The 18,611-nt window shown below is 67.7% G+C and carries 21 protein-coding genes; 14 read left to right on the top strand and 7 right to left on the bottom strand.

Translation table 11 applies throughout. The annotated features are described in order from the left end of the window. Position 1 precedes the first annotated feature (1 nt). Positions 2 to 1,180: a geranylgeranyl reductase family protein gene (locus tag I6N89_RS06200; RefSeq protein WP_207017379.1), complete on the top strand. Its 1,179-nt coding sequence runs from the start codon at positions 2 to 4 to the stop codon at positions 1,178 to 1,180. Here I6N89_RS06200 and I6N89_RS06195 read toward each other — a convergent pair. After that, positions 1,134 to 1,739, bottom strand: coding sequence for a CDP-alcohol phosphatidyltransferase family protein (locus I6N89_RS06195; RefSeq protein WP_207017378.1), 606 nt, complete (start codon positions 1,737 to 1,739; stop codon positions 1,134 to 1,136). The genes I6N89_RS06200 and I6N89_RS06195 overlap by 47 nt on opposite strands. 75 nt (positions 1,740 to 1,814) lie before the next feature. On the opposite strand from I6N89_RS06195, the gene I6N89_RS06190 reads away from it, so the two are divergent. From I6N89_RS06190 to I6N89_RS06155, 8 genes are all read left to right on the top strand, one after another. After that, entirely contained in the window at positions 1,815 to 2,198 is a 384-nt protein-coding gene (locus I6N89_RS06190; protein ID WP_207017377.1) for a winged helix-turn-helix domain-containing protein, read from the top strand. A 65-nt stretch (positions 2,199 to 2,263) separates the two neighbouring features. Continuing rightward, complete coding sequence (gene modA / locus I6N89_RS06185; protein WP_207017376.1) at positions 2,264 to 3,037, top strand: molybdate ABC transporter substrate-binding protein; 774 nt, start codon at positions 2,264 to 2,266, stop codon at positions 3,035 to 3,037. A 9-nt stretch (positions 3,038 to 3,046) separates the two neighbouring features. Beyond that, on the top strand, positions 3,047 to 3,739 hold the full coding sequence (gene modB, locus I6N89_RS06180; RefSeq protein ID WP_207017375.1) for a molybdate ABC transporter permease subunit: 693 nt from the start codon (positions 3,047 to 3,049) through the stop codon (positions 3,737 to 3,739). Continuing rightward, positions 3,736 to 4,830 (top strand): molybdenum ABC transporter ATP-binding protein, encoded by a 1,095-nt coding sequence (modC, locus tag I6N89_RS06175; protein WP_207017374.1) that lies wholly within the window; start codon positions 3,736 to 3,738, stop codon positions 4,828 to 4,830. Before modB ends, modC begins: the two co-directional genes overlap by 4 nt. A gap of 154 nt (positions 4,831 to 4,984) precedes the next feature. After that, on the top strand, positions 4,985 to 5,818 hold the full coding sequence (locus I6N89_RS06170) for a UDP-2,3-diacylglucosamine diphosphatase (RefSeq protein ID WP_207017373.1): 834 nt from the start codon (positions 4,985 to 4,987) through the stop codon (positions 5,816 to 5,818). Then, positions 5,815 to 6,942: a ceramide glucosyltransferase gene (locus tag I6N89_RS06165; RefSeq protein ID WP_207017372.1), complete on the top strand. Its 1,128-nt coding sequence runs from the start codon at positions 5,815 to 5,817 to the stop codon at positions 6,940 to 6,942. Before I6N89_RS06170 ends, I6N89_RS06165 begins: the two co-directional genes overlap by 4 nt. A gap of 3 nt (positions 6,943 to 6,945) precedes the next feature. After that, positions 6,946 to 7,518, top strand: a complete 573-nt coding sequence (locus I6N89_RS06160; RefSeq protein ID WP_207017371.1) for a DedA family protein — start codon at positions 6,946 to 6,948, stop codon at positions 7,516 to 7,518. Then, the gene (locus I6N89_RS06155) at positions 7,515 to 8,216 is read left to right on the top strand and encodes a glycosyltransferase family 2 protein (protein ID WP_207017370.1); all 702 of its coding nucleotides are present in this window, start codon (positions 7,515 to 7,517) and stop codon (positions 8,214 to 8,216) included. Before I6N89_RS06160 ends, I6N89_RS06155 begins: the two co-directional genes overlap by 4 nt. Here I6N89_RS06155 and I6N89_RS06150 read toward each other — a convergent pair. Continuing rightward, positions 8,196 to 8,816, bottom strand: a complete 621-nt coding sequence (locus tag I6N89_RS06150) for a TetR/AcrR family transcriptional regulator (RefSeq protein ID WP_207017369.1) — start codon at positions 8,814 to 8,816, stop codon at positions 8,196 to 8,198. The genes I6N89_RS06155 and I6N89_RS06150 overlap by 21 nt on opposite strands. A 104-nt stretch (positions 8,817 to 8,920) precedes the next feature. Between I6N89_RS06150 and I6N89_RS06145 the strand changes: the two genes are divergently transcribed. The 3 genes from I6N89_RS06145 to I6N89_RS06135 are packed head-to-tail and all read left to right on the top strand — an operon-like array spanning position 8,921 to position 10,950. Further along, positions 8,921 to 9,598, top strand: a complete 678-nt coding sequence (locus I6N89_RS06145; RefSeq protein WP_207017368.1) for a PspA/IM30 family protein — start codon at positions 8,921 to 8,923, stop codon at positions 9,596 to 9,598. Positions 9,599 to 9,639: 41 nt separating this feature from the next. Further along, positions 9,640 to 9,918 carry a YiaA/YiaB family inner membrane protein gene (locus I6N89_RS06140; RefSeq protein ID WP_076697151.1) on the top strand — a complete coding sequence of 93 codons (279 nt, stop codon included), beginning with the start codon at positions 9,640 to 9,642 and terminating at the stop codon, positions 9,916 to 9,918. Between the two features lie 54 nt (positions 9,919 to 9,972). Then, entirely contained in the window at positions 9,973 to 10,950 is a 978-nt protein-coding gene (locus I6N89_RS06135; RefSeq protein WP_207017367.1) for a DUF4105 domain-containing protein, read from the top strand. A 6-nt stretch (positions 10,951 to 10,956) separates the two neighbouring features. Here the strand turns inward: I6N89_RS06135 and I6N89_RS06130 are convergent, their stop codons facing one another. The 4 genes from I6N89_RS06130 to I6N89_RS06115 are packed head-to-tail and all read right to left on the bottom strand — an operon-like array spanning position 10,957 to position 14,643. Further along, the gene (locus I6N89_RS06130) at positions 10,957 to 12,081 is read right to left on the bottom strand and encodes an ABC transporter permease (protein ID WP_207017366.1); all 1,125 of its coding nucleotides are present in this window, start codon (positions 12,079 to 12,081) and stop codon (positions 10,957 to 10,959) included. Continuing rightward, positions 12,078 to 13,001, bottom strand: a complete 924-nt coding sequence (locus I6N89_RS06125) for an ABC transporter ATP-binding protein (RefSeq protein WP_207017365.1) — start codon at positions 12,999 to 13,001, stop codon at positions 12,078 to 12,080. Before I6N89_RS06125 ends, I6N89_RS06130 begins: the two co-directional genes overlap by 4 nt. Next, positions 12,998 to 13,951 carry an HlyD family secretion protein gene (locus tag I6N89_RS06120; RefSeq protein ID WP_207017364.1) on the bottom strand — a complete coding sequence of 318 codons (954 nt, stop codon included), beginning with the start codon at positions 13,949 to 13,951 and terminating at the stop codon, positions 12,998 to 13,000. Before I6N89_RS06120 ends, I6N89_RS06125 begins: the two co-directional genes overlap by 4 nt. Continuing rightward, positions 13,948 to 14,643, bottom strand: a complete 696-nt coding sequence (locus I6N89_RS06115) for a CerR family C-terminal domain-containing protein (protein WP_236016458.1) — start codon at positions 14,641 to 14,643, stop codon at positions 13,948 to 13,950. The genes I6N89_RS06120 and I6N89_RS06115 overlap by 4 nt, the downstream gene beginning before the upstream one ends. Before the next feature lie 157 nt (positions 14,644 to 14,800). On the opposite strand from I6N89_RS06115, the gene I6N89_RS06110 reads away from it, so the two are divergent. After that, the gene (locus tag I6N89_RS06110) at positions 14,801 to 16,543 is read left to right on the top strand and encodes a PHA/PHB synthase family protein (protein ID WP_207017363.1); all 1,743 of its coding nucleotides are present in this window, start codon (positions 14,801 to 14,803) and stop codon (positions 16,541 to 16,543) included. On the opposite strand, the gene I6N89_RS06105 is transcribed toward I6N89_RS06110, so the two are convergent. After that, on the bottom strand, positions 16,528 to 16,869 hold the full coding sequence (locus tag I6N89_RS06105; protein WP_076697183.1) for a phasin family protein: 342 nt from the start codon (positions 16,867 to 16,869) through the stop codon (positions 16,528 to 16,530). The two genes, I6N89_RS06110 and I6N89_RS06105, sit on opposite strands and share 16 nt — an antisense overlap. A gap of 119 nt (positions 16,870 to 16,988) precedes the next feature. On the opposite strand from I6N89_RS06105, the gene I6N89_RS06100 reads away from it, so the two are divergent. After that, positions 16,989 to 18,509: an AAA family ATPase gene (locus I6N89_RS06100; RefSeq protein WP_207017362.1), complete on the top strand. Its 1,521-nt coding sequence runs from the start codon at positions 16,989 to 16,991 to the stop codon at positions 18,507 to 18,509. The last annotated feature ends 102 nt before the right edge of the window (positions 18,510 to 18,611 follow it).

Raw genomic sequence — 18,611 nt, 5'->3', positions numbered from 1 at the left:
GATGCTGACCCGTTTCGACCTGATCGTTCTCGGCGCCGGTCCCGCCGGTGCAACCGCCGCGCTGGTGGCCGCGCGGGCCGGGCTGCGCGTCGCGCTGATCGACAAGGCGGTCTTTCCCCGCGACAAGCTCTGCGGCGGGCTGATCACAGGGCGCTGTCTGAGCCATCAGGCGGCACTCTCCGCCCTGCCCCCGCCCGACATGCTCACCCGTCACGAGCGGCTGGTCTTCTACCGGGACGGCGCGCCGCTGGGCGAGATGACCGACAGCCCGCCGCTGCACCTGACCACGCGGCTCTCGCTCGACCATCACCTGCTGGCGCTGGCGTTGGAGGCCGGGGCGGTGGATCTCACCGGCACGCGGCTGCGCGAGATCGGCGCGGGACAGGTCACGCTGGAAAACGGCACGCTGCTGACGTTCTCCGCGCTGATCGGCGCGGACGGGGTGCAAAGCGTCGTCGCCCGCCATCTCTTCGGCGCGTCTTTCGACAAGGCGAAGATCGGCTTCGCGCTTGAGACCGAGGCCCCGCCGGCACCGCAGGAGCCGATCCGCATCGATTTCGGTGCCGCAAACTGGGGCTATGGCTGGCGCTTTCCGAAACCGGAAAGCACCACAATCGGCATCGGCGGGCTGCACGCATGCAATCCGCGAATGCGCGCGGGGATGATGCGCTATCTTTCCGAACTCGATGCCCCAAAGGCGCTGCGGATCAAGGGCCATTTCCTGCCCTTCGGCGATTTCCGCCGGACGCCCGGGCGCGGCGCCATCCTGCTGGCCGGCGATGCGGCGGGGCTGGTGGATCCGATCACCGGCGAGGGCATCGGCCACGCGATCCTCAGCGGCCACTACGCCGCCAAAGCGGTCGCGGAGGCCCTCGCCGACGGCGCGCCCGAGAGTGCGCTCAGCCGCTACCGCCGCGCGCTTGGCCCGCTGCACCGGGGGCTGCGACATGCCAACCTCTTGCGGCCTCTGATCTTTTCCGACCAAACGAGCCCGTATTTCGCCCGGCTTTTTCACGACTCGACCACCGCACGACAGCGCTACATGGCGCTTCTGGCCGGCGAGATCGAGTATCCGGAGCTCCTGCTGCTCACCCTGCGCCGTCTGCCCCTGCGCCTGTTGCGCGGCGGGATGCTCAGCCGAAGAGCCGCCAGCCCGCCAGCCAGCGGGTCAGGGTCGTGACGAAACAGGCCGCCGCAAAGACCAGCGCCAGCGCAGGAAAGGCGCCGGGAAACAGGCACATGGCCACAAAGAGCGCGATGGTCTCGCCGCCCTCGGTCAGCCCGCCGAGATAATAGATGCCCTTGCTGGGATAGGCGTCGGCCCGGATGCCGCGCCGCTCGGCGATCACCGAAAAGGCGAGAAAGGATGAGCCGGTGCCGACAAAGCTCGCCACGAGGACCAGCGCCGGCACCGCGTTGGCCGCCGGATCCGCCAGTCCGAAACCCACCGGGAACAGCGCGTAAAAGACGAAATCCAGCGCGATATCGAGAAAGGCGCCCCGGTCGGTCGGCCCCGCCAGCCGCGCCACCTCGCCGTCGAGCCCGTCGGCCAGCCGGTTCGCCGCCAGCCCGGCCAGCGCCAGCCCGAAGAGACCGCAGGCCGCCGCCAGCACCGCCAGCAGCCCGCAGGCAAAGCCCGCAAGCGTAATCGCATCGGCCCCCACACCGCGCCCGTGCAGCGCCCGCGCCGGCCCGTGCAGCAGACGCCGCTGAAGCGGCAGCAGTCTCGCGTCGAACATCTCCGGCCCTCCCGTTCCGGCAACTCAACCCTCCCGCGCTTGCAAGCGCAAGCGCGATCCCCGACACTCCGCGCCATGAGCGCCACATCCCAGCCCCCTGACCCCGAAATCCGCCTGCGCCTGCGCATCCTGTTCGGCGACAGCGCCATGCTCGGCCCCGGCAAGGCGGATCTGCTGGAGCTTATCCAGCAGACCGGCTCCATTGCCGCTGCGGGGCGGGCCATGTCGATGAGCTACAAACGCGCCTGGAGCCTCGTCGAGGAAATGAACCGTGCCTTCCGTGCGCCCCTGGTGGAACGGACGCGCGGCGGCAGCAAGGGCGGCGGGGCGCAACTTTCCGAGACCGGGTTACAGGTGCTCGACCATTACCGCCGCTTCGAGACCGCCGCCGCCACGGCGGGCGCCGAGGAGATCGCGGCGCTGCAATCGCTGCTCTCCGATGTTCCCGATGGGAAATAACGCTTGCCATCTCGCCTCCGGCACGCGATATGTTTCACAAAACATATCAAGCCTGAGGATCCTTCATGTCCGCTGTTTTCCCCGCCCCCGGGCTGTGCGCCATCGCCCTCACCACTCTGATCGCCGGTGCCGCCCAGGCCGATGACGTCACCGTCTTCGCCGCGGCGAGCATGAAGAACGCCATGGACGAGGTCGCGGAACGCTACGGCGAAGAAACCGGCAACAAAGCCGTGATCTCGCTGGCCGGCTCCTCGTCGCTGGCGCGACAGATCCAGGCGGGCGCGCCGGCGGATGTGTTCATCTCCGCCAATGTCGGCTGGATGGACACCCTGGAAGAAGAGGGCCTGATCGACGCTGAAAGCCGCACCGACCTGCTGGGCAATGCCATCGTGCTGATCGCCCATGATGCCGGCGCCACGCCGGTCGAGATCGCCCCCGACCTGCCGCTTGCCGACATGCTGGGCGAGGACAGGCTGGCCATGGCGCTGGTCGACGCGGTGCCCGCCGGGATCTACGGCAAGGCGGCGCTCGAGTCGCTGGGGCTCTGGGACGGTGTCGCACCGAAGGTGGCGCAGGCCGACAATGTGCGCGCCGCGCTGGCGCTGGTGGCCACCGGCGAGGCGCCCATGGGCATCGTCTATGCCACCGACGCGGCGGCAGAACCCGATGTCACCGTGCTGGGCGCCTTTCCCAAAGACAGCCACCCACCCATCGTCTACCCGGCAGCCGTGCTTGCCGAGAGCGACACCCCCATCGCGGCGGAGTTTCTCGATTACCTACAGGGGCCGGTTGCGCGCGCCGCGTTTGAGCGGCAGGGTTTCACCGTCCTGACGGAGTAACCGCCCGCAATGTTTCAGCTTAGCCCGGAGGAATGGCAGGCCGTCGCGCTGTCGCTGCGCGTGGCGCTCTGGGCGACGCTGGCGGCGCTGCCGCCCGGCATCTTCATCGCTTTCGCACTGGCGCGGTGGGAGTTTCCGGGCAAGCAGATCCTCAACGGGCTGGTGCATCTGCCGCTGATCCTGCCGCCGGTGGTCACCGGCTACGTGCTGCTGCTGACCTTTGGCACGCGCGGCCCGATCGGCGCACCGCTGAAGGAGATCGGCATCGTCTTCGCCTTTCGCTGGTCCGGCGCGGCGCTGGCGGCGGGGATCATGGCCTTTCCGCTCATGGTCCGCGCAATCCGCCTCTCAATCGAGGCGGTGGACCCCAAACTGGAGCAGGCCGGCGCCACGCTCGGCGCCTCGCGGCTCTGGGTCTTTGCCACGGTGACGCTGCCGCTGATCCTGCCCGGCATCCTCGCCGGCGCCATCCTCGCCTTTGCCAAGGCGATGGGCGAGTTCGGCGCCACCATCACCTTCGTCTCCAACATCCCCGGCCAGACCCAGACCCTGCCCTCGGCGATCTACGCCTTCCTCCAGGTGCCCGGCGGCGAGGCCTCGGCGCTGCGGCTGGTCGTCGTCTCGGTGGCCATCGCCATGACGGCGCTCATGCTGTCCGAGATCCTGTCGCGCAAGATCGCCAAACGGGTGGCCGGCACATGAGCCTCGACGTCGCCATCCGGCACAGCTTCGGCACCTTCTCGCTCGATATCGCCTTTAAGGCGCCGCCCGGGCTGACCGTGCTCTTCGGGCGCTCGGGCTCCGGCAAGACCACCATCATCAACGCGGTGGCCGGGCTCTTCCGCCCGGATGCCGGACGCATCGCCATCGGCGAGCGGGCGCTTTTCGACAGCGCGCAGCGGATCTGGCTGCCGCCGCATAAGCGCAGGCTCGGCTATATCTTTCAGGATGCCCGCCTCTTTCCGCATCTGACGGTGCGGCAAAACCTCCTCTACGGGCGCTGGTTCGCCCCGAAATCCGGCCCGCAGGAGCCGCTCGACAACGTCGTCGAGATGCTGGGCATCGGGCCGCTGCTGACGCGCCGTCCCGGCGGCCTGTCGGGCGGTGAGCGGCAGCGCGTCGCCATCGGTCGCGCGCTGCTTGCCAATCCCCGCCTGATCCTCGCCGACGAACCGCTCGCAGCGCTCGACGAGGCGCGCAAGGCAGAGATCCTGCCCTATTTCGAGCGGCTGCGCGACGAAACCTCGGTGCCGATCCTCTATGTCAGCCACGCCCCCGCCGAGGTGGCGCGGCTCGCGACCTCGGTCGTGGCGCTTCAGAACGGTGGCGTCGCGCGGCAGGGCTCGGCCACCGAAGTGCTGGGCGACCCGTCAGTCACGCCCTTGGGCGCTGGCGCGGCGGGCGCGGTGCTGGAGGCGCGGGTGACGGCGCATCACCCCGACGGTCTTAGCGAGCTTACGGCGGGAGATCTGCGCCTGCTGGTCCCGCATGTGGCCCGCGCGCCGGGCACGCCGCTGCGGGTGCATGTGGAGGCGCAGGACGTGATGCTCGCCACGCGGCGGCCCGAGGGCATCTCGGCGCTCAACGTGCTGCCGGCCACCGTCACCGCCCTGCGGCTCGGCGAAGGTCCGGGCGCGCTGGTGCAGCTCGACGCGGGCGGCAATGTGATCCTATCGCGGGTCACACGCCGCTCCGTCGCAGCGCTGGATCTGCGCGAGGGGCAGCAGCTTTACGCGGTGCTGAAAGCGGTCTCGGTTGCCAAGGACGGCATCGCTGGAACCGACCCGGGCTAAGCCCCCGCAAAGCACCCACTGGCAACAAAACGCCGCACTGCGGCATTCCGTCCTAAACCGGGAACCCGAAGAGCTTTCATTGCGTTAAATGACGTCACATTCCCGATACATCCTGCCGCCATAAGGCGGGCGAGCGAAGAAGGAAGTTGCCCGAATGCCGTCCTCTCCTGCCGGCACCGACGCCCGCCAGACCCTGCGAAGCCTGTTCCTCTCCGATCTGCATCTCGGAGCCCGCGCCAGCCGCCCGGCGCAGGTTCTCGAGTTCCTCCGCGACATCGAAGCCGAGACGATCTATCTCGTCGGCGACATCTTCGACATCTGGCATGGCGGCCGCATCCACTGGAGCGAGAGCCACGAAGCGGTGCTCGCCGATCTGCGCGCTCGCGTCGCGAGCGGAACGCGGATCGTCTACCTGCCCGGCAACCACGACTCCGCCATGCGCGCGCCCGACGCGACGGTCGAAGGCTGGGAACTGCGCGAAGCCGTGGTCCACAAGGCCGCCGACGGGCGCCGCTATCTGGTGATGCATGGCGACCAGTGCGACCCGCGCTTCCTCCGCTGGCATTTCATGACCCGGCTCGGCAGCCGGCTCGACGCGATGCTGCGCCAGATCGACGACTGGCACCGCCGCAACGCCACGCTCGACCGCCACAGCCGCAGCCCGGCACAGCGGGTGATCGACCGCGCCAACCGGGTGATGGCCATGGGCGACCGGTTCGAGAACCGGCTGACCACGCTGGCCCGCGCCGCCGGCACGGCGGGCGTGATCTGCGGCCATTCACACAAGCCCGCGCTGCGCCACCGCGACGGCATCATGTACGCCAATTGCGGCGACTGGATCGACAGCCTGACCGCCCTCGGCGAAGACCGGCAAGGCCAGATGCGGCTGATCGAATACAGCCCCGAGCGCGCCCGCACCCCGGCACGCCCGCTGCCGCCGCAGCAGGCTCCGAACGATGGCGGCGCGCTCGCCGGAGGCATCGCATGACCGAGATTCTGCTGTTCTGCGCCCTCGCCATACCGCTCGCCGCGCATCTGCTCAGCGCCGGCCTCACCGCGCGCCGTCATCACCGGCCGGCACCACCCAGGGCCGACGACAGTGCCCTGCCCTATATCTCGCTGGTGCGCCCGGTCTGCGGGCTCGACACATTCGACGCCGAAACGCTGGCCTCCTCCTTCATGCAGGATTATCCGCGTTACGAGGTGATCTTTTGCGCGCCCTCGCAAAACGACCCCGCCGTGCCGCTGGTGCAGCGGCTCATCGCCGACAATCCGCAGATCGAGGCGACGCTGCTCTTTGGCGAGACGCCCATCAGCGGCAATCCCAAGCTCAACAATCTGCACAAGGGCTATGTCGCGGCGCGCAGCGAATGGGTGGCGATGACCGACAGCAACCTGCTTTTACCGCGCGACTATTTGCGCACCCTGGTGGCAAGCTGGCGCGAGAATACCGGTCTGGTGTCCTCGCCGCCCGCCGGCATCCGGCCCGGCAATTTCTGGGGCGCGCTGGAATGCGCCTTTCTGAACAGCTCGCAAGGGCGCTGGCAGCTTGCGGCGGATTCGCTGGGCTTCGGCTTTGCCCAGGGCAAGACACTGTTCTGGAACCGCAACGTGCTCGAGGCCGGCGGCGGCCTGCCGGCGCTGGGGCGCAACCTCGCCGAGGATGTCGCCTCGACCAAGCTGGTGCGCGATCAGGGCCGGCATGTGCGCCTGACACCCCGCCTCTTTCCGCAGCCCATCGGCAAGCGCAGCGCCCGCGCCGTCTGGGACCGGCAGCTGCGCTGGAGCCGCGTGCGCCGCGACGGCTTTCCGATGATCTTCAGCGCCGAAATCGCTCAGGGCCCGCTGATCCCGCTGGCAGCCCTCGCCGCGCTGGTGGCCATGGGCGCGCTGCCCGCATCCACGCTGATCGCGCTGCCACTGGTCTGGTACGGCGCCGAGCTGGCACTGGCCCGCAGTGCCGGCTGGCCCGCCTCCTTGCGCGATCTCGCGGCGATGCTGCTGCGCGATCTCTTGCTTCCGGCGCTCTGGCTTGCCACATGGACAGGGCGCGGCTTTACATGGCGTGGAACGGATATGGCGCCCGAGACCCCGGCGGGCCCGGCGGAGTAGCACTTGTTGGGATTGGAGACAGTTGCAGCCCTGATCGCCAAGAACGGGCTGGCCATCCTGGCGCCCATCGCAGTGCTGGAAGGCCCCATCGTGACGGTCATCGCCGCATGGCTCGCCAGCCGCGGACTGCTTGATGTCTGGAGCGTCAGCATCGTGGTGATCCTCGCCGACATGGTGGGCGACATGGGGTTCTACGCGCTCGGGCGCTGGGGGCTGCACAGGCTGCCCCTGCGCTGGCGCTACCGCATGGGGCTGAGCCGCGCGCGGCTCGCCCAGGTCGCCGGCCATTTCCAGAAAAATGGCAGCCGCACGCTGGTGATCGGCAAGCTCACCCATTCCGCAGGTGCCGCCGTGCTGGTGGCGGCGGGGCTCGCGAAGATGCCGATGTTCCGCTTCTTCTGGGTCAACCTGCTGGCCACCATCCCGAAAAGCCTGTTCTTCGTGGCGCTCGGCTATGCCTTCGGCGCGGCCTACAGCAAGATCGACGACTGGATCGCACGGATCTCTTTGCTGCTGCTCGGCGTTCTGATCATGGCCGGGATCGTCTGGCTGCTGAAAAGGACGACGCGCAAATGACCGACACGCCCCGGCTCTCCTGCATCATCCCCGCCTATAACGAGGCCCCCCGCATCGGCGCCGTTCTGGCCGCCGTGCTGGATCACCCGCTGATCTGCGAGGTGATCGTGGTCGATGACGGCTCTTCCGACGGCACCGCAGACCGTGCCGAGGCGCTGGCGACAGACGCGCCCACGCTGCGGGTGATCCGGCAGCCGCAGAACGGCGGCAAGAGCCGCGCCGTGGCCACCGGGATCGAGGCGGCGCGGGGCGAGCATCTGCTGCTGCTCGACAGCGATCTTCTGGGGCTCGACGCGGATCATCTGAGCGACCTCATCGCGCCGGTGCTGGAGCGCCGCGCCGATGCAGCGATCAGCCTGCGCCGCAATGCGCCGCTGCTCTGGCGTGCACTGGGGATCGACTACATCTCGGGCGAACGGGTGATGCCGCGCGCGCTGCTCGCCGCCCATACCGCCACGCTGCGCGGCTTGCCCCGCTTCGGGCTGGAGGTGTTCATAAACCGGCTCTGGCTGAGCGACGGGCTGCGGCTGGCCATCGTGCGCTGGCCCGGCGTCGACAGTCCGCTCAAGCACACCAAGCGCGGCGGCTGGGTCGACGGGCTGCGCGCCGATGCCGCCATGCTGCGCGACATCTTCCGCACGGTGCCGCCCTCCGAAACCCTGCGCCAGATCCTCGCGCTACGCGCCCGCCGGATCTGAACCGGGCCGGCTGCCCCGGGTCATCGTCGCCACCAGCGCCGCCACCTCGTCCACCAGGCATTCCTGCGGAACGCCGACGAATCGCCCCTGAAGCGAAAGCTGCACCACCCCGTGCACGGCGGCAAAGGTGGTCTGCGCGCGCAGCCGAAGCGCCTCGGGATCGAGATCGGGACGCAGGGCGCCCAGCGGTGCGATGATCTCGGCGATCAGCACCGCGTGGTCGTCGCGGTGCCAGTTGGGCATCGTCACACCATCGGGCAGCCGATGTTCGAACAGCGCCGACCAGAGCCGCTGATTGTCGCAGGCAAAATCCACATAGGCCCGCGCCAGCGCCTGCAATTCGGTCGCGGCATCGGCGCCGTCGCGGCGCGCCGCCTGCAGCGCCGCGCCCAGCCGCGCCAGCGTGCGCGAGTTCACATGCAGCACCAGCATGTCGAGATCCTCAAAGGCATTATAAAGCGCGCCCAGCGCGCAGCCCGCCTGCGCGGTCACCTCGCGCGCCTTCAGCCCGGCCAGCCCCTTCTCCAGAATCTGTGCCTCGGCGGCCTCGATCAGCCGGCGCTTCAGATCGGCGCGTTTCTCTTCCCGGGTCGTCGCCATACGGCCTCCAAATTATTTTGAACAACGTTCAAAATAATACTTGAACGACGTTCACTCTTCTGGCATCAAGTCCATGAACACGGTTCATAGAGTTGGAGGCCCTGATGTTCAAGACATTGATCACCCTGGTCCGCGGCCAGAGCGCCGATACCGCCCAGGCAATCACCGATGCCAATGCACTCACCATCCTGCGCCAGCAGCTGCGCGATGCCGCACATGGCGTGGAAAGCGCCAAACGCTCGGTGGCGATGGTGATCGCCTATGGCGAGCGCGAGAAAAAGGCGCTGCACCGGCTCACCCAGCAGATCGACGATCTGGAGGCGCGGGCGCTGGATGCGCTCGACAAGGGCCGCGAGGATCTGGCCACCGAAGCCGCCGCCGCCATCGCAGAGCTGGAGGCCGAGCGCGGCAATACCGAAAAGGCGATCGCCACCTACGATGCCGCAACCCGCCGGCTGCGCGAAGAGGTCAGCCTCGCCGAACAACGCCTGCGCGTGCTTCAGCGCGGCAAGCAGCTGGCCGATGCCACGGCGAAATCACAGCGCGTGCGCGGCACCATGCCCGATGGCGTGATCAACAGCCTGCGCGAGGCCGAGGCGACGCTCGAACGCCTGCAAGACCGGCAGGGCCTGTCCGAAGCAACTGCCGTTGCCATGGCCGATCTCTCCGCCACCGGCAGCGCCGAGGCCACCAGCGCAAGGCTGGCCGCCGCCGGATGCGGCGCACCGCTGCGTCCCGACGCCGCCGCCGTGCTCGACCGGCTCAAACAGACCCGCACCTGAACGCCCCTTTTCCCTTTCCCGAAAACACAGGAACCAGACCGATGACCCAGTACACTCCGAAAGTCTCCAAAGCCTGGAACATCTTCACCTATGCAAACTTCTCCATCGCGGCGCTGATGATGGCCGGCGGCATCTATTCGCTCGAAGCCAGCTTTTCGGCCAAGGGCTATTATGCCATGGCCGCGCTGATGCTGGTCTATTCCACCGCCGCCATCACCAAAGCCTTGCGCGACAAGGAAGAATCGGACCGGATCTATAACAAGCTCGAAGATGCGCGCACCGAGCGCCTGCTGGCCGAAGTCAGCGGCGAAAACGAATGACACTGTCCCGGGCGGCCCCGCGTCGCCCGCAGGCTGCCCGATAAGGAAAAGACCATGACCCGCCCGTTCCGTCTTATCGCCCATCTGCTCTTTGCCCTGACAGCGCTTGCCGGCGCCGCCTGGAGCGGCATGGCGCTCTGGCTGCACCTTGAAGGGCCTGCCCGCATCGCGGCGCTCGCGGCTCTGGCGGTGGCACTCTGCCTCGCCTTTGCCGCCCGGCTGCGCCAGAGGCGCCTCGGCTGGGCGGTGCTGGCCGCCTCGGCGCTGGCGGTGGCGGGCTGGTACATGACCATCACCCCGAGCCAGGACCGCGACTGGGCCGTCGATGTCTCGCGCGGGGTCAAGGCGCGGGTCGCCGGCGATCTCGTCACGCTCACCGATCTGCGCGATTTCGACTGGCGCAGCCCCGACGACGCCACCCACCGCTGGACCGAGCGCACCGTCGATCTCTCGCAGCTCGAAACCGTCGACATGATCACCTCCGTCTGGGACAACCCCGACATCGCCCATCTGCTGGTGAGCTTCGGCTTTGCGGATGGTGAGCATGTGGTGTTCTCGGTCGAGATCCGCCGCGAGGCAGACGAGGCCTTCAACGAGATCGGTGGGTTCTTCCGCCAGTTCGAGCTGGTGCTGATCGGCGCGACCGAGGAGGATATCGTCAAGCTGCGCACCAATTACCGCAAGGAGCAGGTCAGGCTCTTCCCGGTGGCGCTTTCGGCCGAGCACCGGCGGGCGCTGTTCATGGCCTATGTCGGGCTGGCGCAGCAACTGGAGGCGCAGCCGCGCTTCTACAACACGCTGCTCGCCAATTGCACGACGGTGGTCTACGGGCTGGCGCAGGCGCTCAAGGCGGACCTTCCGATCGACCGCCGGCTGATCCTCTCGGCGCGGCTGCCGGAATATCTCGACTCGCTGGGCGTGCTCGGGGGAAATGGCAGCCTTGAGGAGCGCCGCGCCGCCGCCCTGATCACCGACAAGGCGCAGGCCGCCGGCGACGACGCGGATTACTCCGAAGCGATCCGCGCCGACTGAGCCCGCTCAGTCGAGCGTCCGGCGGAAGCGCATGAGGGCGGCCAGCGACAGCAGCAGCACAAAGAGCAGCAGCGCCGCCATCGACTGCGCCACGGTCTGAACGTCCGCACCCTTCAGCATGACCGAGCGGATGAGCCGCAGGAAATGGGTGAGCGGAAAGATCTCGCCCAGCGCCTGCGCCCATCCCGGCATGCCGCGATAGGGGAACATGAAGCCCGAAAGCATCAGCGAGGGCAGGAAGAAGAAAAAGGTCAGCTGCATCGCCTGCATCTGCGTCCGCGCCACGGTCGAGATCAGATAGCCGAGGATCACCAGCGACAGCACGAAGACGAAGATCCCGATCAGGATCACCGAGAGATGCCCGACCATCGGAATGCCGAAGATCGCCTTCGACGCCACCAGCACCACCACGACCTGCACCGCGCCCACGCCGAGATAGGGCACCACCTTGCCCAGCATGATCTCCAGTGGCGTGGCGGGCATCGACAGCAGGTTCTCCATCGTGCCGCGCTCGGTCTCGCGCGTGAGCGCCATGGCGGTCATCATCACCATGGTCAGTTGCAGGATCACCCCCAGCAGCCCGGGCACGATATTGTACTGCGTGATTCCTTCCGGGTTGTAGCGCTTGTGCACCACCACCGAGAGCGCCGGCCCGCTGCCCTGCGGCAGCCCCGCCTCGCGCTCCAGCGCCTCGGTCGCCACCGTGCCAAGGGTCGAAATCGCGCCCGACGCCGCCGCCGGGTCGGTGGCGTCGGCCTCGATCAGGATCGACGGATCGTCGCCACGCTCAACCCGCCGGCCGAAATCCGAGGGCACCGTGACGACAAAGACCACATCGCCACGGGTGATCATCTCCTCCGCCTTCGCCGCCGTCGCGGCGGGCGCGATAAAGCGGTAATAACCGGTGAGTTCCAGCGCGCTGACCATGGCCCGGGTGAACCTGTCCTGCGTCGGCGCCACCAGCGCGGCGGGCAGCTCCTTGGGGTCGTTGTTGATGGCGAAACCAAAGAGCATCAGCTGCACCAGCGGAATGCCGATCATCATCGCAAAGGTCAGCCGGTCGCGGCGCATCTGGATGGTTTCCTTGACCAGCAGCGCCCAGAGCCGCGCGAGCGAGAGAAACCGGGTCATGACATATTGTCCTGCGCGTCGCCCATGAGCTGGATGAACACATCCTCAAGGCTGGTCTCGGCGGGCGCCGCTTCGGTGCCGGTCTCCTCCGCCACCCGCGCCACCGTCTCGCGCAGGGCCGCGCCGTCGCGGCCCACCACATGCAGCGTGGTGCCGAAGGGCGCGATCTGATCGACCCCCGCCTCGCCCTCCAGGCGCCGCGCCGCCTCGCCCGCGCGGCTGCCCGAGATCACCATCGTGGTGAGCCCCGCATCGCGCACCACCTCGGCCACCGTGCCGCGCGCCACCAGCGTGCCGTAAGAGATGTAGTTGATGCGGTGGCAGCGCTCTGCCTCATCCATGTAATGGGTCGAGACCAGAACGGTCAGACCGTCGGCGGCCAGCCGGTGGATCTCGTCCCAGAAATCGCGCCGCGCCTTGGGATCGACCCCGGCGGTGGGCTCGTCGAGCATCAGGAGCTTCGGGCGGTGCATGACACAAGCCGCGAGCGCCAGCCGCTGTTTCCAGCCGCCCGAGAGCGACCCGGCAAGCTGATCCCGGCGCGAGTATAGCCCCAGATCCTGAAGCGTCTCGCGCACCACGCGGCGGCGCCCGGGCATGCGGTAGAGCCCCGCGACGAAATTCAGGTTCTCCTCGATGGTCAGGTCTTCGTAGAAGGAAAAGCGCTGGGTCATATAGCCCACCTCGCGCTTGATCGCGCCGCGCTCTGTCTGGATGTCGTGGCCCAGCACCCGCCCGCTGCCGCCATCGGGCTGCAACAGCCCGCACATCAGCCGGATCGTGGTGGTCTTGCCCGAGCCGTTGGGCCCGAGAAACCCGGCGATCTCGCCCTTCTCGACGCTGAGCGACACCCGGTCGACCACCGTCTTGCCGCCGAACCGCTTGGTGAGATCGGTGACCGTTATGGCGGGCTCGCTCACCGCGCATCCTCCGCCAGCGACACGTCGACGATCTGGCCGGGTTTCAGCATGCTCTCGCCGACGGGCCGCGCCTCGATGAGATAGACCAGCTTTTGCCGGTTCTCGAGCGAGTAGATCACCGGCGGGGTGAATTCCGATTCGTCGGAGATATAGGTCACCCGCGCGCGCAGCCCCGCCTCGCAGCCGTCGCAGTTGATCGCCAGCGGCGTGCCCACGGCGACCCGGGAAAACTCCGTCTCCGGTACGTAGAGCCGCAGCTTCACCGCGCCATCGGCCAGCATCGACAGCGCCGGCGAGGACGGGCCAGCAATCTCGCCCTCGTGGCGGATCACGTCGAACACGGTGCCGGTGGCGGGCGCGGTAAGGCTGCGCTGGTCGAGATCCCAGCGCGCCTGATCGCGTGCCGCCGCAGCCCCCTTCACCGCCGCCTCGGCGGCGGCGATCTCCTGCGCGCGGGCGGGCAACCGCGCCACCGCAAGCTCCGCCTCGATCTGCGCCACCTGCGCATTGGCCACCTTTGCGGCGGTCACCGCATCGTCGCGCTGACTCTCGGTGACGGCCCCGCGCGCGGCGAGGCTCACCATGCGCTCCTCGGTGCGTGCCGCATCCTCGGCCTGTGCCTGCGCCGAGGCGAGCGAGGCTTCGATGGCGCGGATCTCTGCCGGGCGCTTGCCCTCCTGAAGATCCTGCAACTGGCTTTGCGCCTGCGCCAGGGCCGCCTCGGCGCGGGCCAGCGCGATCTCGGCGTCGCGATGCTCCATCGCCACCAGCGTCTGTCCGGCCTCTACCCGGTCGCCGCTGGCCACCTCCAGCCCGCGGATCTGCGCCGTGGCAACCGGTGCGATCAGAGTGAAATCCCCCTCCACATAGCCCGTCGCCAGCGGGCCGGGCGCCGCGCAGGCGGAAAACAGCGCGGCGGCAAAGGGCAGCGCACAGAGCAATCCGGTCATACCCGGCTCCTTTCCAGCGCGGCGTGAAGCTGCGCCACAAGTTGATCGGCGATGCACTCGGCCTCGTCTGGCCCAAGATTCTGCCAGCCCATGCCAAGCAGCACTACAGGTTCGGCGATCCGGAAATAGACCGCCTGGCCGATGGTCGCGAACACCGAAAGCCTCACGGCATCGCTCTCCGCCGGTTGCCCGGTCGCGGCGGCCCAGAGGGTACAAAGTTCGCGATGCTTGGGACCGAGGAAGCGCTCGAAGATCAGCGTGACCGTCTCCGGCGATCCATTGAGCTCGCGCACCATGAAACCGACGAGCCCGCGGGCGCCCTCCCCATCGAGAAGCAGTTGGACCAGCCCGCGCAGCGCCCTTTCGAGTTCAGCCGCCGCATCTTCGGGCGCGATGTCGCCACGGGGACGCGGCGCGCCAACCGCCCCCGCGATCCGCTGCGCCGCCGCCTCTGCGCAGGCCCGACGCAGCCCGGCCTTGCCACCGAAATGGTAGGCGATAGAGGCGATATTCGCGCCCGCCCGCTCCGCCAGCCGGCGTGTGCTGGTCGCGTCGTAGCCCCGACTGCCAAACAGGTCGAACCCGGCGTCGATAAGGTTTCGACGGGTACTCTCTGCCGACGCGGCCGGTAGCTGAGACTCGGAACTCTCGATCATGCAGAATGCAATAATCAATCGTTTGATTAAATCCAATCAAATTCTCGCATCCCGGGATCAAACCGTGACACGAAAAGGTTACGCTATCAGCCCAGACAGAACGCAACGTCGCGGCGGTTTCTTGCGCTTGATCAAGACACTGAGCGGGAATCAATGCCACAAAGCGATGCAAACAATGGTACGGAGAGAGGCCATGAAACACAGTCCGAGCATCCCTCCCGAACACACCGTGCCGGTCGGAGACGCCGAAGCGCACAACGCCATAGACCGCGCCTTTCACGCAACCATCGGCAGCCTGACCGGGGGGCTCTCGCCCATGGGGCTGGCAACGGCTTGGTTCGACTGGGCGGTTCATCTCGTCGGTTCGCCGGCCAAGCAGGCCCAGCTTCAGGAAAAAGCCGTCGCCAATGCCGCGCGCGCGATGCAGGCGGCGGTCAGTTGCCCGCTGTCGCCCGACGGCGGCGGTTGCGCCGAAATGACGGCGGACAAGCGCTTTCACGAAGAGGCATGGCAGCGCTATCCATACAACCTTTTCGCACAGTGCTTTCTGCTGTCCGAAAACTGGTGGGACGCCGCCACGAAAGACGTTCAGGGGGTCGCGCCGAGGCACGCCCATATGACCAATTTCGCCACGCGGCAGATGCTCGACATGATGGCGCCGTCGAATTTTGCGCTCACCAACCCCGTGGTCGCCGCCCGCACACAGGAGGAACATGGCGCCAACCTGCTACGCGGCTTCCGGAACTTTCTGGAGGATTTCGCGGATTATGCCAGCGACGCCGCACCCGAGACCGGCGACTTCACCGTCGGGGAAAACATCGCGATCACGCCCGGCGAGGTGGTCTATCGCAACCGGCTGATCGAGCTGATCCGCTACCGCCCCACCACCAAGGAGGTGAAGGCCGAGCCGCTGCTGATCGTACCCGCCTGGATCATGAAATACTACATCCTCGACCTCTCGGCACATAACTCGATGGTGCGCTTCCTCGTCGATCAGGGGATCGAGGTCTACATGATCTCCTGGCTGAACCCGGGCGAGGAGGATGCGGAGCTGTCGATGGAGGATTACGTCAGCCTCGGCATCTTCGAGGCGCTCGACACCATCGGCAAGGCGGTGCCCGACCAGAAGATCCACGCCGCCGGCTACTGCCTCGGCGGCACGCTGCTGTCGATCGCAGCCGCCGCCATGGCGCGCGAGGGCGATCACCGGCTGTCCTCGCTCACACTGCTTGCCGCGCAGGTCGATTTCACCGAAGCCGGAGAAATCACGCTCTTCATCGACGACAGCCAGGTCGCCTTTCTCGAGGATATCATGGCCGAGCAGGGCTATCTGAAATCCGACCAGATGGCCGGTGCCTTCCAGATGCTGCGCTCCAACGACCTGATCTGGTCGCGTACCATCCGCGATTACCTGCTGGGCGAGCGCGGCGGTATGAACGACCTGATGGCCTGGAACGCCGACGCCACCCGCATGCCCGCCACGATGCATTCGGAATATCTGCGCAAGCTGTTTCTCGAAAACCGGCTGGCGCTAGGCCAGTACAAGGTCGGTGGGCGGCTCGTGTCGGTCGAGGATATCGAGACGCCGCTCTTTGCGGTGGGCACCGAGAAAGACCATGTGGCGCCGTGGAAATCGGTGTGGAAGATCACCCGCTTCGCCGATGGCAGCAACACCTTCCTGCTGACCAGCGGCGGGCACAATGCGGGCATCGTCTCTGAGCCCGGCCACCCGCGCCGGCACTATCGCATCGGCGAGGTGCCGGGCCATGCGCTGGCCGCAGAGACATGGAAGGGCGCTCACGCCCCGATCGAAGGATCCTGGTGGCCCGCCTGGGCCGAGTGGCTGGCGGCGCACTCCACCGGCACACGCGCGGCGGCTGAGAAACCGGCGCTGCCCTCGCTCGGGGCAGCACCTGGAACTTACGTCTTCGGCTGATCCGCCGCCGGCTGCGGGAAGAACAGGCGCTGTGTCAACTCGGACACGCGCCCCGCATGCATCCGGTAGTCGGCCACCGCCTTGCGGAAGAAGCCGGCCTGGATCTGGAGCATCTCCACCGGGCTCTTGCAATGCAGCAGCTGATGCTGGGTTGCCACATCCTCGCGGATCCGGTCCGCATAGAAGGACTGCATCTCGTCGCCGTAGTCGAGCCATGCATCCAGCATGGCCGTCGCGGCGAACGGCTCAAGCGTCCAGCGAATGTGGAAGTCGCGGTCAGTCGTACCGTCGGTTTCGAGACGGTCTTTGGTAGCGATCATGTTCATGACAAACCTCCGCCCTTTGATGACGGTCGTATTTTATCACAGGTTGGGCGTAACGCCATTGATTCCGGTCATAGCCAACCCTTCGGGGCCTGTTACAAACTATCGCGCGGGAGGCATATATGCCCGACGACCAATCAGAAGCGATCGCCTATCTTTCGGACCCGGCCGGCCACGGCGGCGCGGAGGTGACGCATGTGCAAACCCATGGCGCGCATGTTTTTCTTGCGCGCGACACCGCCTACAAGATCAAACGCGCAGTCGCCTACGATTACATGGATTTCTCCACACTGCCGCTGCGCGAGGCGATGCTGCGCCGCGAATTTGATCTGAATCGTCCGGCGGCACCGCAGATCTACCGCGACGTCTGCCCGCTGACCCGCCGCCCCGGAGGCGGGCTGGAGCTGGACGGCAAGGGCGAACCGGTGGAATGGGTGCTGCGCATGGCCCGCTTTCCGCAGGAAAACGAGCTCTCCGCCATCGCCGAGCGCGGGGAACTGGACGATGCTCTGGCACAGGATCTGGGGCAAACGGCCTATGACTATCACGCGCAATCGCCCCGGCGCGACGCGGATGGCGCCAAGCTCATGGCCGATATCGTCACCGAGCTGGAGACCGCCTTTGCCGGCATGACGGACGAGCTCGGCGCCGACCGCGCCGCCAGGTTCCGCAGCCTGGCGCGCGAAAGGCAGGCGGCGCTGGCGCCGCTCATGCAGGCGCGCGGGGTGCGCGGGCATATACGGCGCTGTCACGGCGATCTGCATCTGAACAATATCGTGCTGCTCGATAAGCGGCCCGTGCTCTTCGACGCGCTGGAATTCGACGAGGTGCTCGGCACCTGCGACGTGCTCTACGATCTCGCCTTCCTGATCATGGACCTGCGCCACCGCGATCTCGGCCGCGCCGCCTGCCTCGCGCTCGACGCCTGGCTGTTCGCCGCCGCCGGAGAGGAGGATGCCGGCCTCGCCGCCCTGCCCTATTTCCTCGGCATCCGCGGCGCGATCCGCGCCATGGTCGAGGTTCAGACCGGCCGCGCCACCGGCGAGATCTCCGACCACACGGAGCGCGCGCTCGGCTTTCTCGACGATGCGCTGGAGAGCTTCGCCGCCGGCCCGCCCACGCTGCTGGCGGTGGGCGGCATGTCCGGCACCGGCAAGACCACCCTCGCCCGCGATCTGTTGCCGCTCATCGGCCCGCCGCCCGGCGCCGTGCATCTGCGCAGCGATCTGGAACGCAAGCAGCTCGCCGGCGCGGATCCGCTCGACCGGCTGCCGGCGGATGCCTATGGCGCCGAGGCGTCGGGGGTGGTCTATTGCCGACTGCTGTCGCGGGCCGAGACCCTGCTGCAAGCGGGCCGCAGCGTGGTGATCGACGCCACATGGCTCGCCCCGGGCGAGCGCGAAGACCTCGCGGCGCTGGCCCGGCGCACCGGCGTGGCCTTCTCGGCGCTCTGGCTGGAGGCCGGGACCGCCGCGCTCCAGGCCCGCGTCAGCGCCCGGCATGGCGATGCCTCCGACGCGGATGCGACGGTGGTGGCCCGGCAGGCCCGGGATGCAAAAACGCCCGGCCACTGGCACCATATCGACGCGTCGGGACCGGCGGAGGAGACCTTGCGGCGCGCCCGCGCGGCACTGGGGCTCTAGACTACCCGCCTTCGGCACTGGGGTTATAGGCTACTCGCCTTCGGCGCGATGGTTTTAGGCTACCCGCCTTCGGCGCGATGGCTCCAGGCTAATCGCCCTCGG

The organism is Salipiger abyssi (assembly GCF_017311415.1).
In the GTDB taxonomy this organism is placed as follows: Bacteria; Pseudomonadota; Alphaproteobacteria; order Rhodobacterales; family Rhodobacteraceae; genus Salipiger; species Salipiger abyssi_A.
Note: the sequence above shows the minus strand (reverse complement) of the source record. Positions and strands in the feature narration are given on the sequence as shown.

Bases quoted from the DNA above. Each gene is read 5' to 3' on its own strand.
- I6N89_RS06200 (WP_207017379.1), top strand. From the start codon at position 2: ATGCTGACCCGTTTCGACCTGATCGTTCTCGGCGCCGGTCCCGCCGGT.
- I6N89_RS06195 (WP_207017378.1), bottom strand. From the start codon at position 1,739: ATGTTCGACGCGAGACTGCTGCCGCTTCAGCGGCGTCTGCTGCACGGG.
- I6N89_RS06190 (WP_207017377.1), top strand. From the start codon at position 1,815: ATGAGCGCCACATCCCAGCCCCCTGACCCCGAAATCCGCCTGCGCCTG.
- modA (WP_207017376.1), top strand. From the start codon at position 2,264: ATGTCCGCTGTTTTCCCCGCCCCCGGGCTGTGCGCCATCGCCCTCACC.
- modB (WP_207017375.1), top strand. From the start codon at position 3,047: ATGTTTCAGCTTAGCCCGGAGGAATGGCAGGCCGTCGCGCTGTCGCTG.
- modC (WP_207017374.1), top strand. From the start codon at position 3,736: ATGAGCCTCGACGTCGCCATCCGGCACAGCTTCGGCACCTTCTCGCTC.
- I6N89_RS06170 (WP_207017373.1), top strand. From the start codon at position 4,985: ATGCCGTCCTCTCCTGCCGGCACCGACGCCCGCCAGACCCTGCGAAGC.
- I6N89_RS06165 (WP_207017372.1), top strand. From the start codon at position 5,815: ATGACCGAGATTCTGCTGTTCTGCGCCCTCGCCATACCGCTCGCCGCG.
- I6N89_RS06155 (WP_207017370.1), top strand. From the start codon at position 7,515: ATGACCGACACGCCCCGGCTCTCCTGCATCATCCCCGCCTATAACGAG.
- I6N89_RS06150 (WP_207017369.1), bottom strand. From the start codon at position 8,816: ATGGCGACGACCCGGGAAGAGAAACGCGCCGATCTGAAGCGCCGGCTG.
- I6N89_RS06145 (WP_207017368.1), top strand. From the start codon at position 8,921: ATGTTCAAGACATTGATCACCCTGGTCCGCGGCCAGAGCGCCGATACC.
- I6N89_RS06140 (WP_076697151.1), top strand. From the start codon at position 9,640: ATGACCCAGTACACTCCGAAAGTCTCCAAAGCCTGGAACATCTTCACC.
- I6N89_RS06135 (WP_207017367.1), top strand. From the start codon at position 9,973: ATGACCCGCCCGTTCCGTCTTATCGCCCATCTGCTCTTTGCCCTGACA.
- I6N89_RS06130 (WP_207017366.1), bottom strand. From the start codon at position 12,081: ATGACCCGGTTTCTCTCGCTCGCGCGGCTCTGGGCGCTGCTGGTCAAG.
- I6N89_RS06120 (WP_207017364.1), bottom strand. From the start codon at position 13,951: ATGACCGGATTGCTCTGTGCGCTGCCCTTTGCCGCCGCGCTGTTTTCC.
- I6N89_RS06110 (WP_207017363.1), top strand. From the start codon at position 14,801: ATGAAACACAGTCCGAGCATCCCTCCCGAACACACCGTGCCGGTCGGA.
- I6N89_RS06105 (WP_076697183.1), bottom strand. From the start codon at position 16,869: ATGAACATGATCGCTACCAAAGACCGTCTCGAAACCGACGGTACGACT.
- I6N89_RS06100 (WP_207017362.1), top strand. From the start codon at position 16,989: ATGCCCGACGACCAATCAGAAGCGATCGCCTATCTTTCGGACCCGGCC.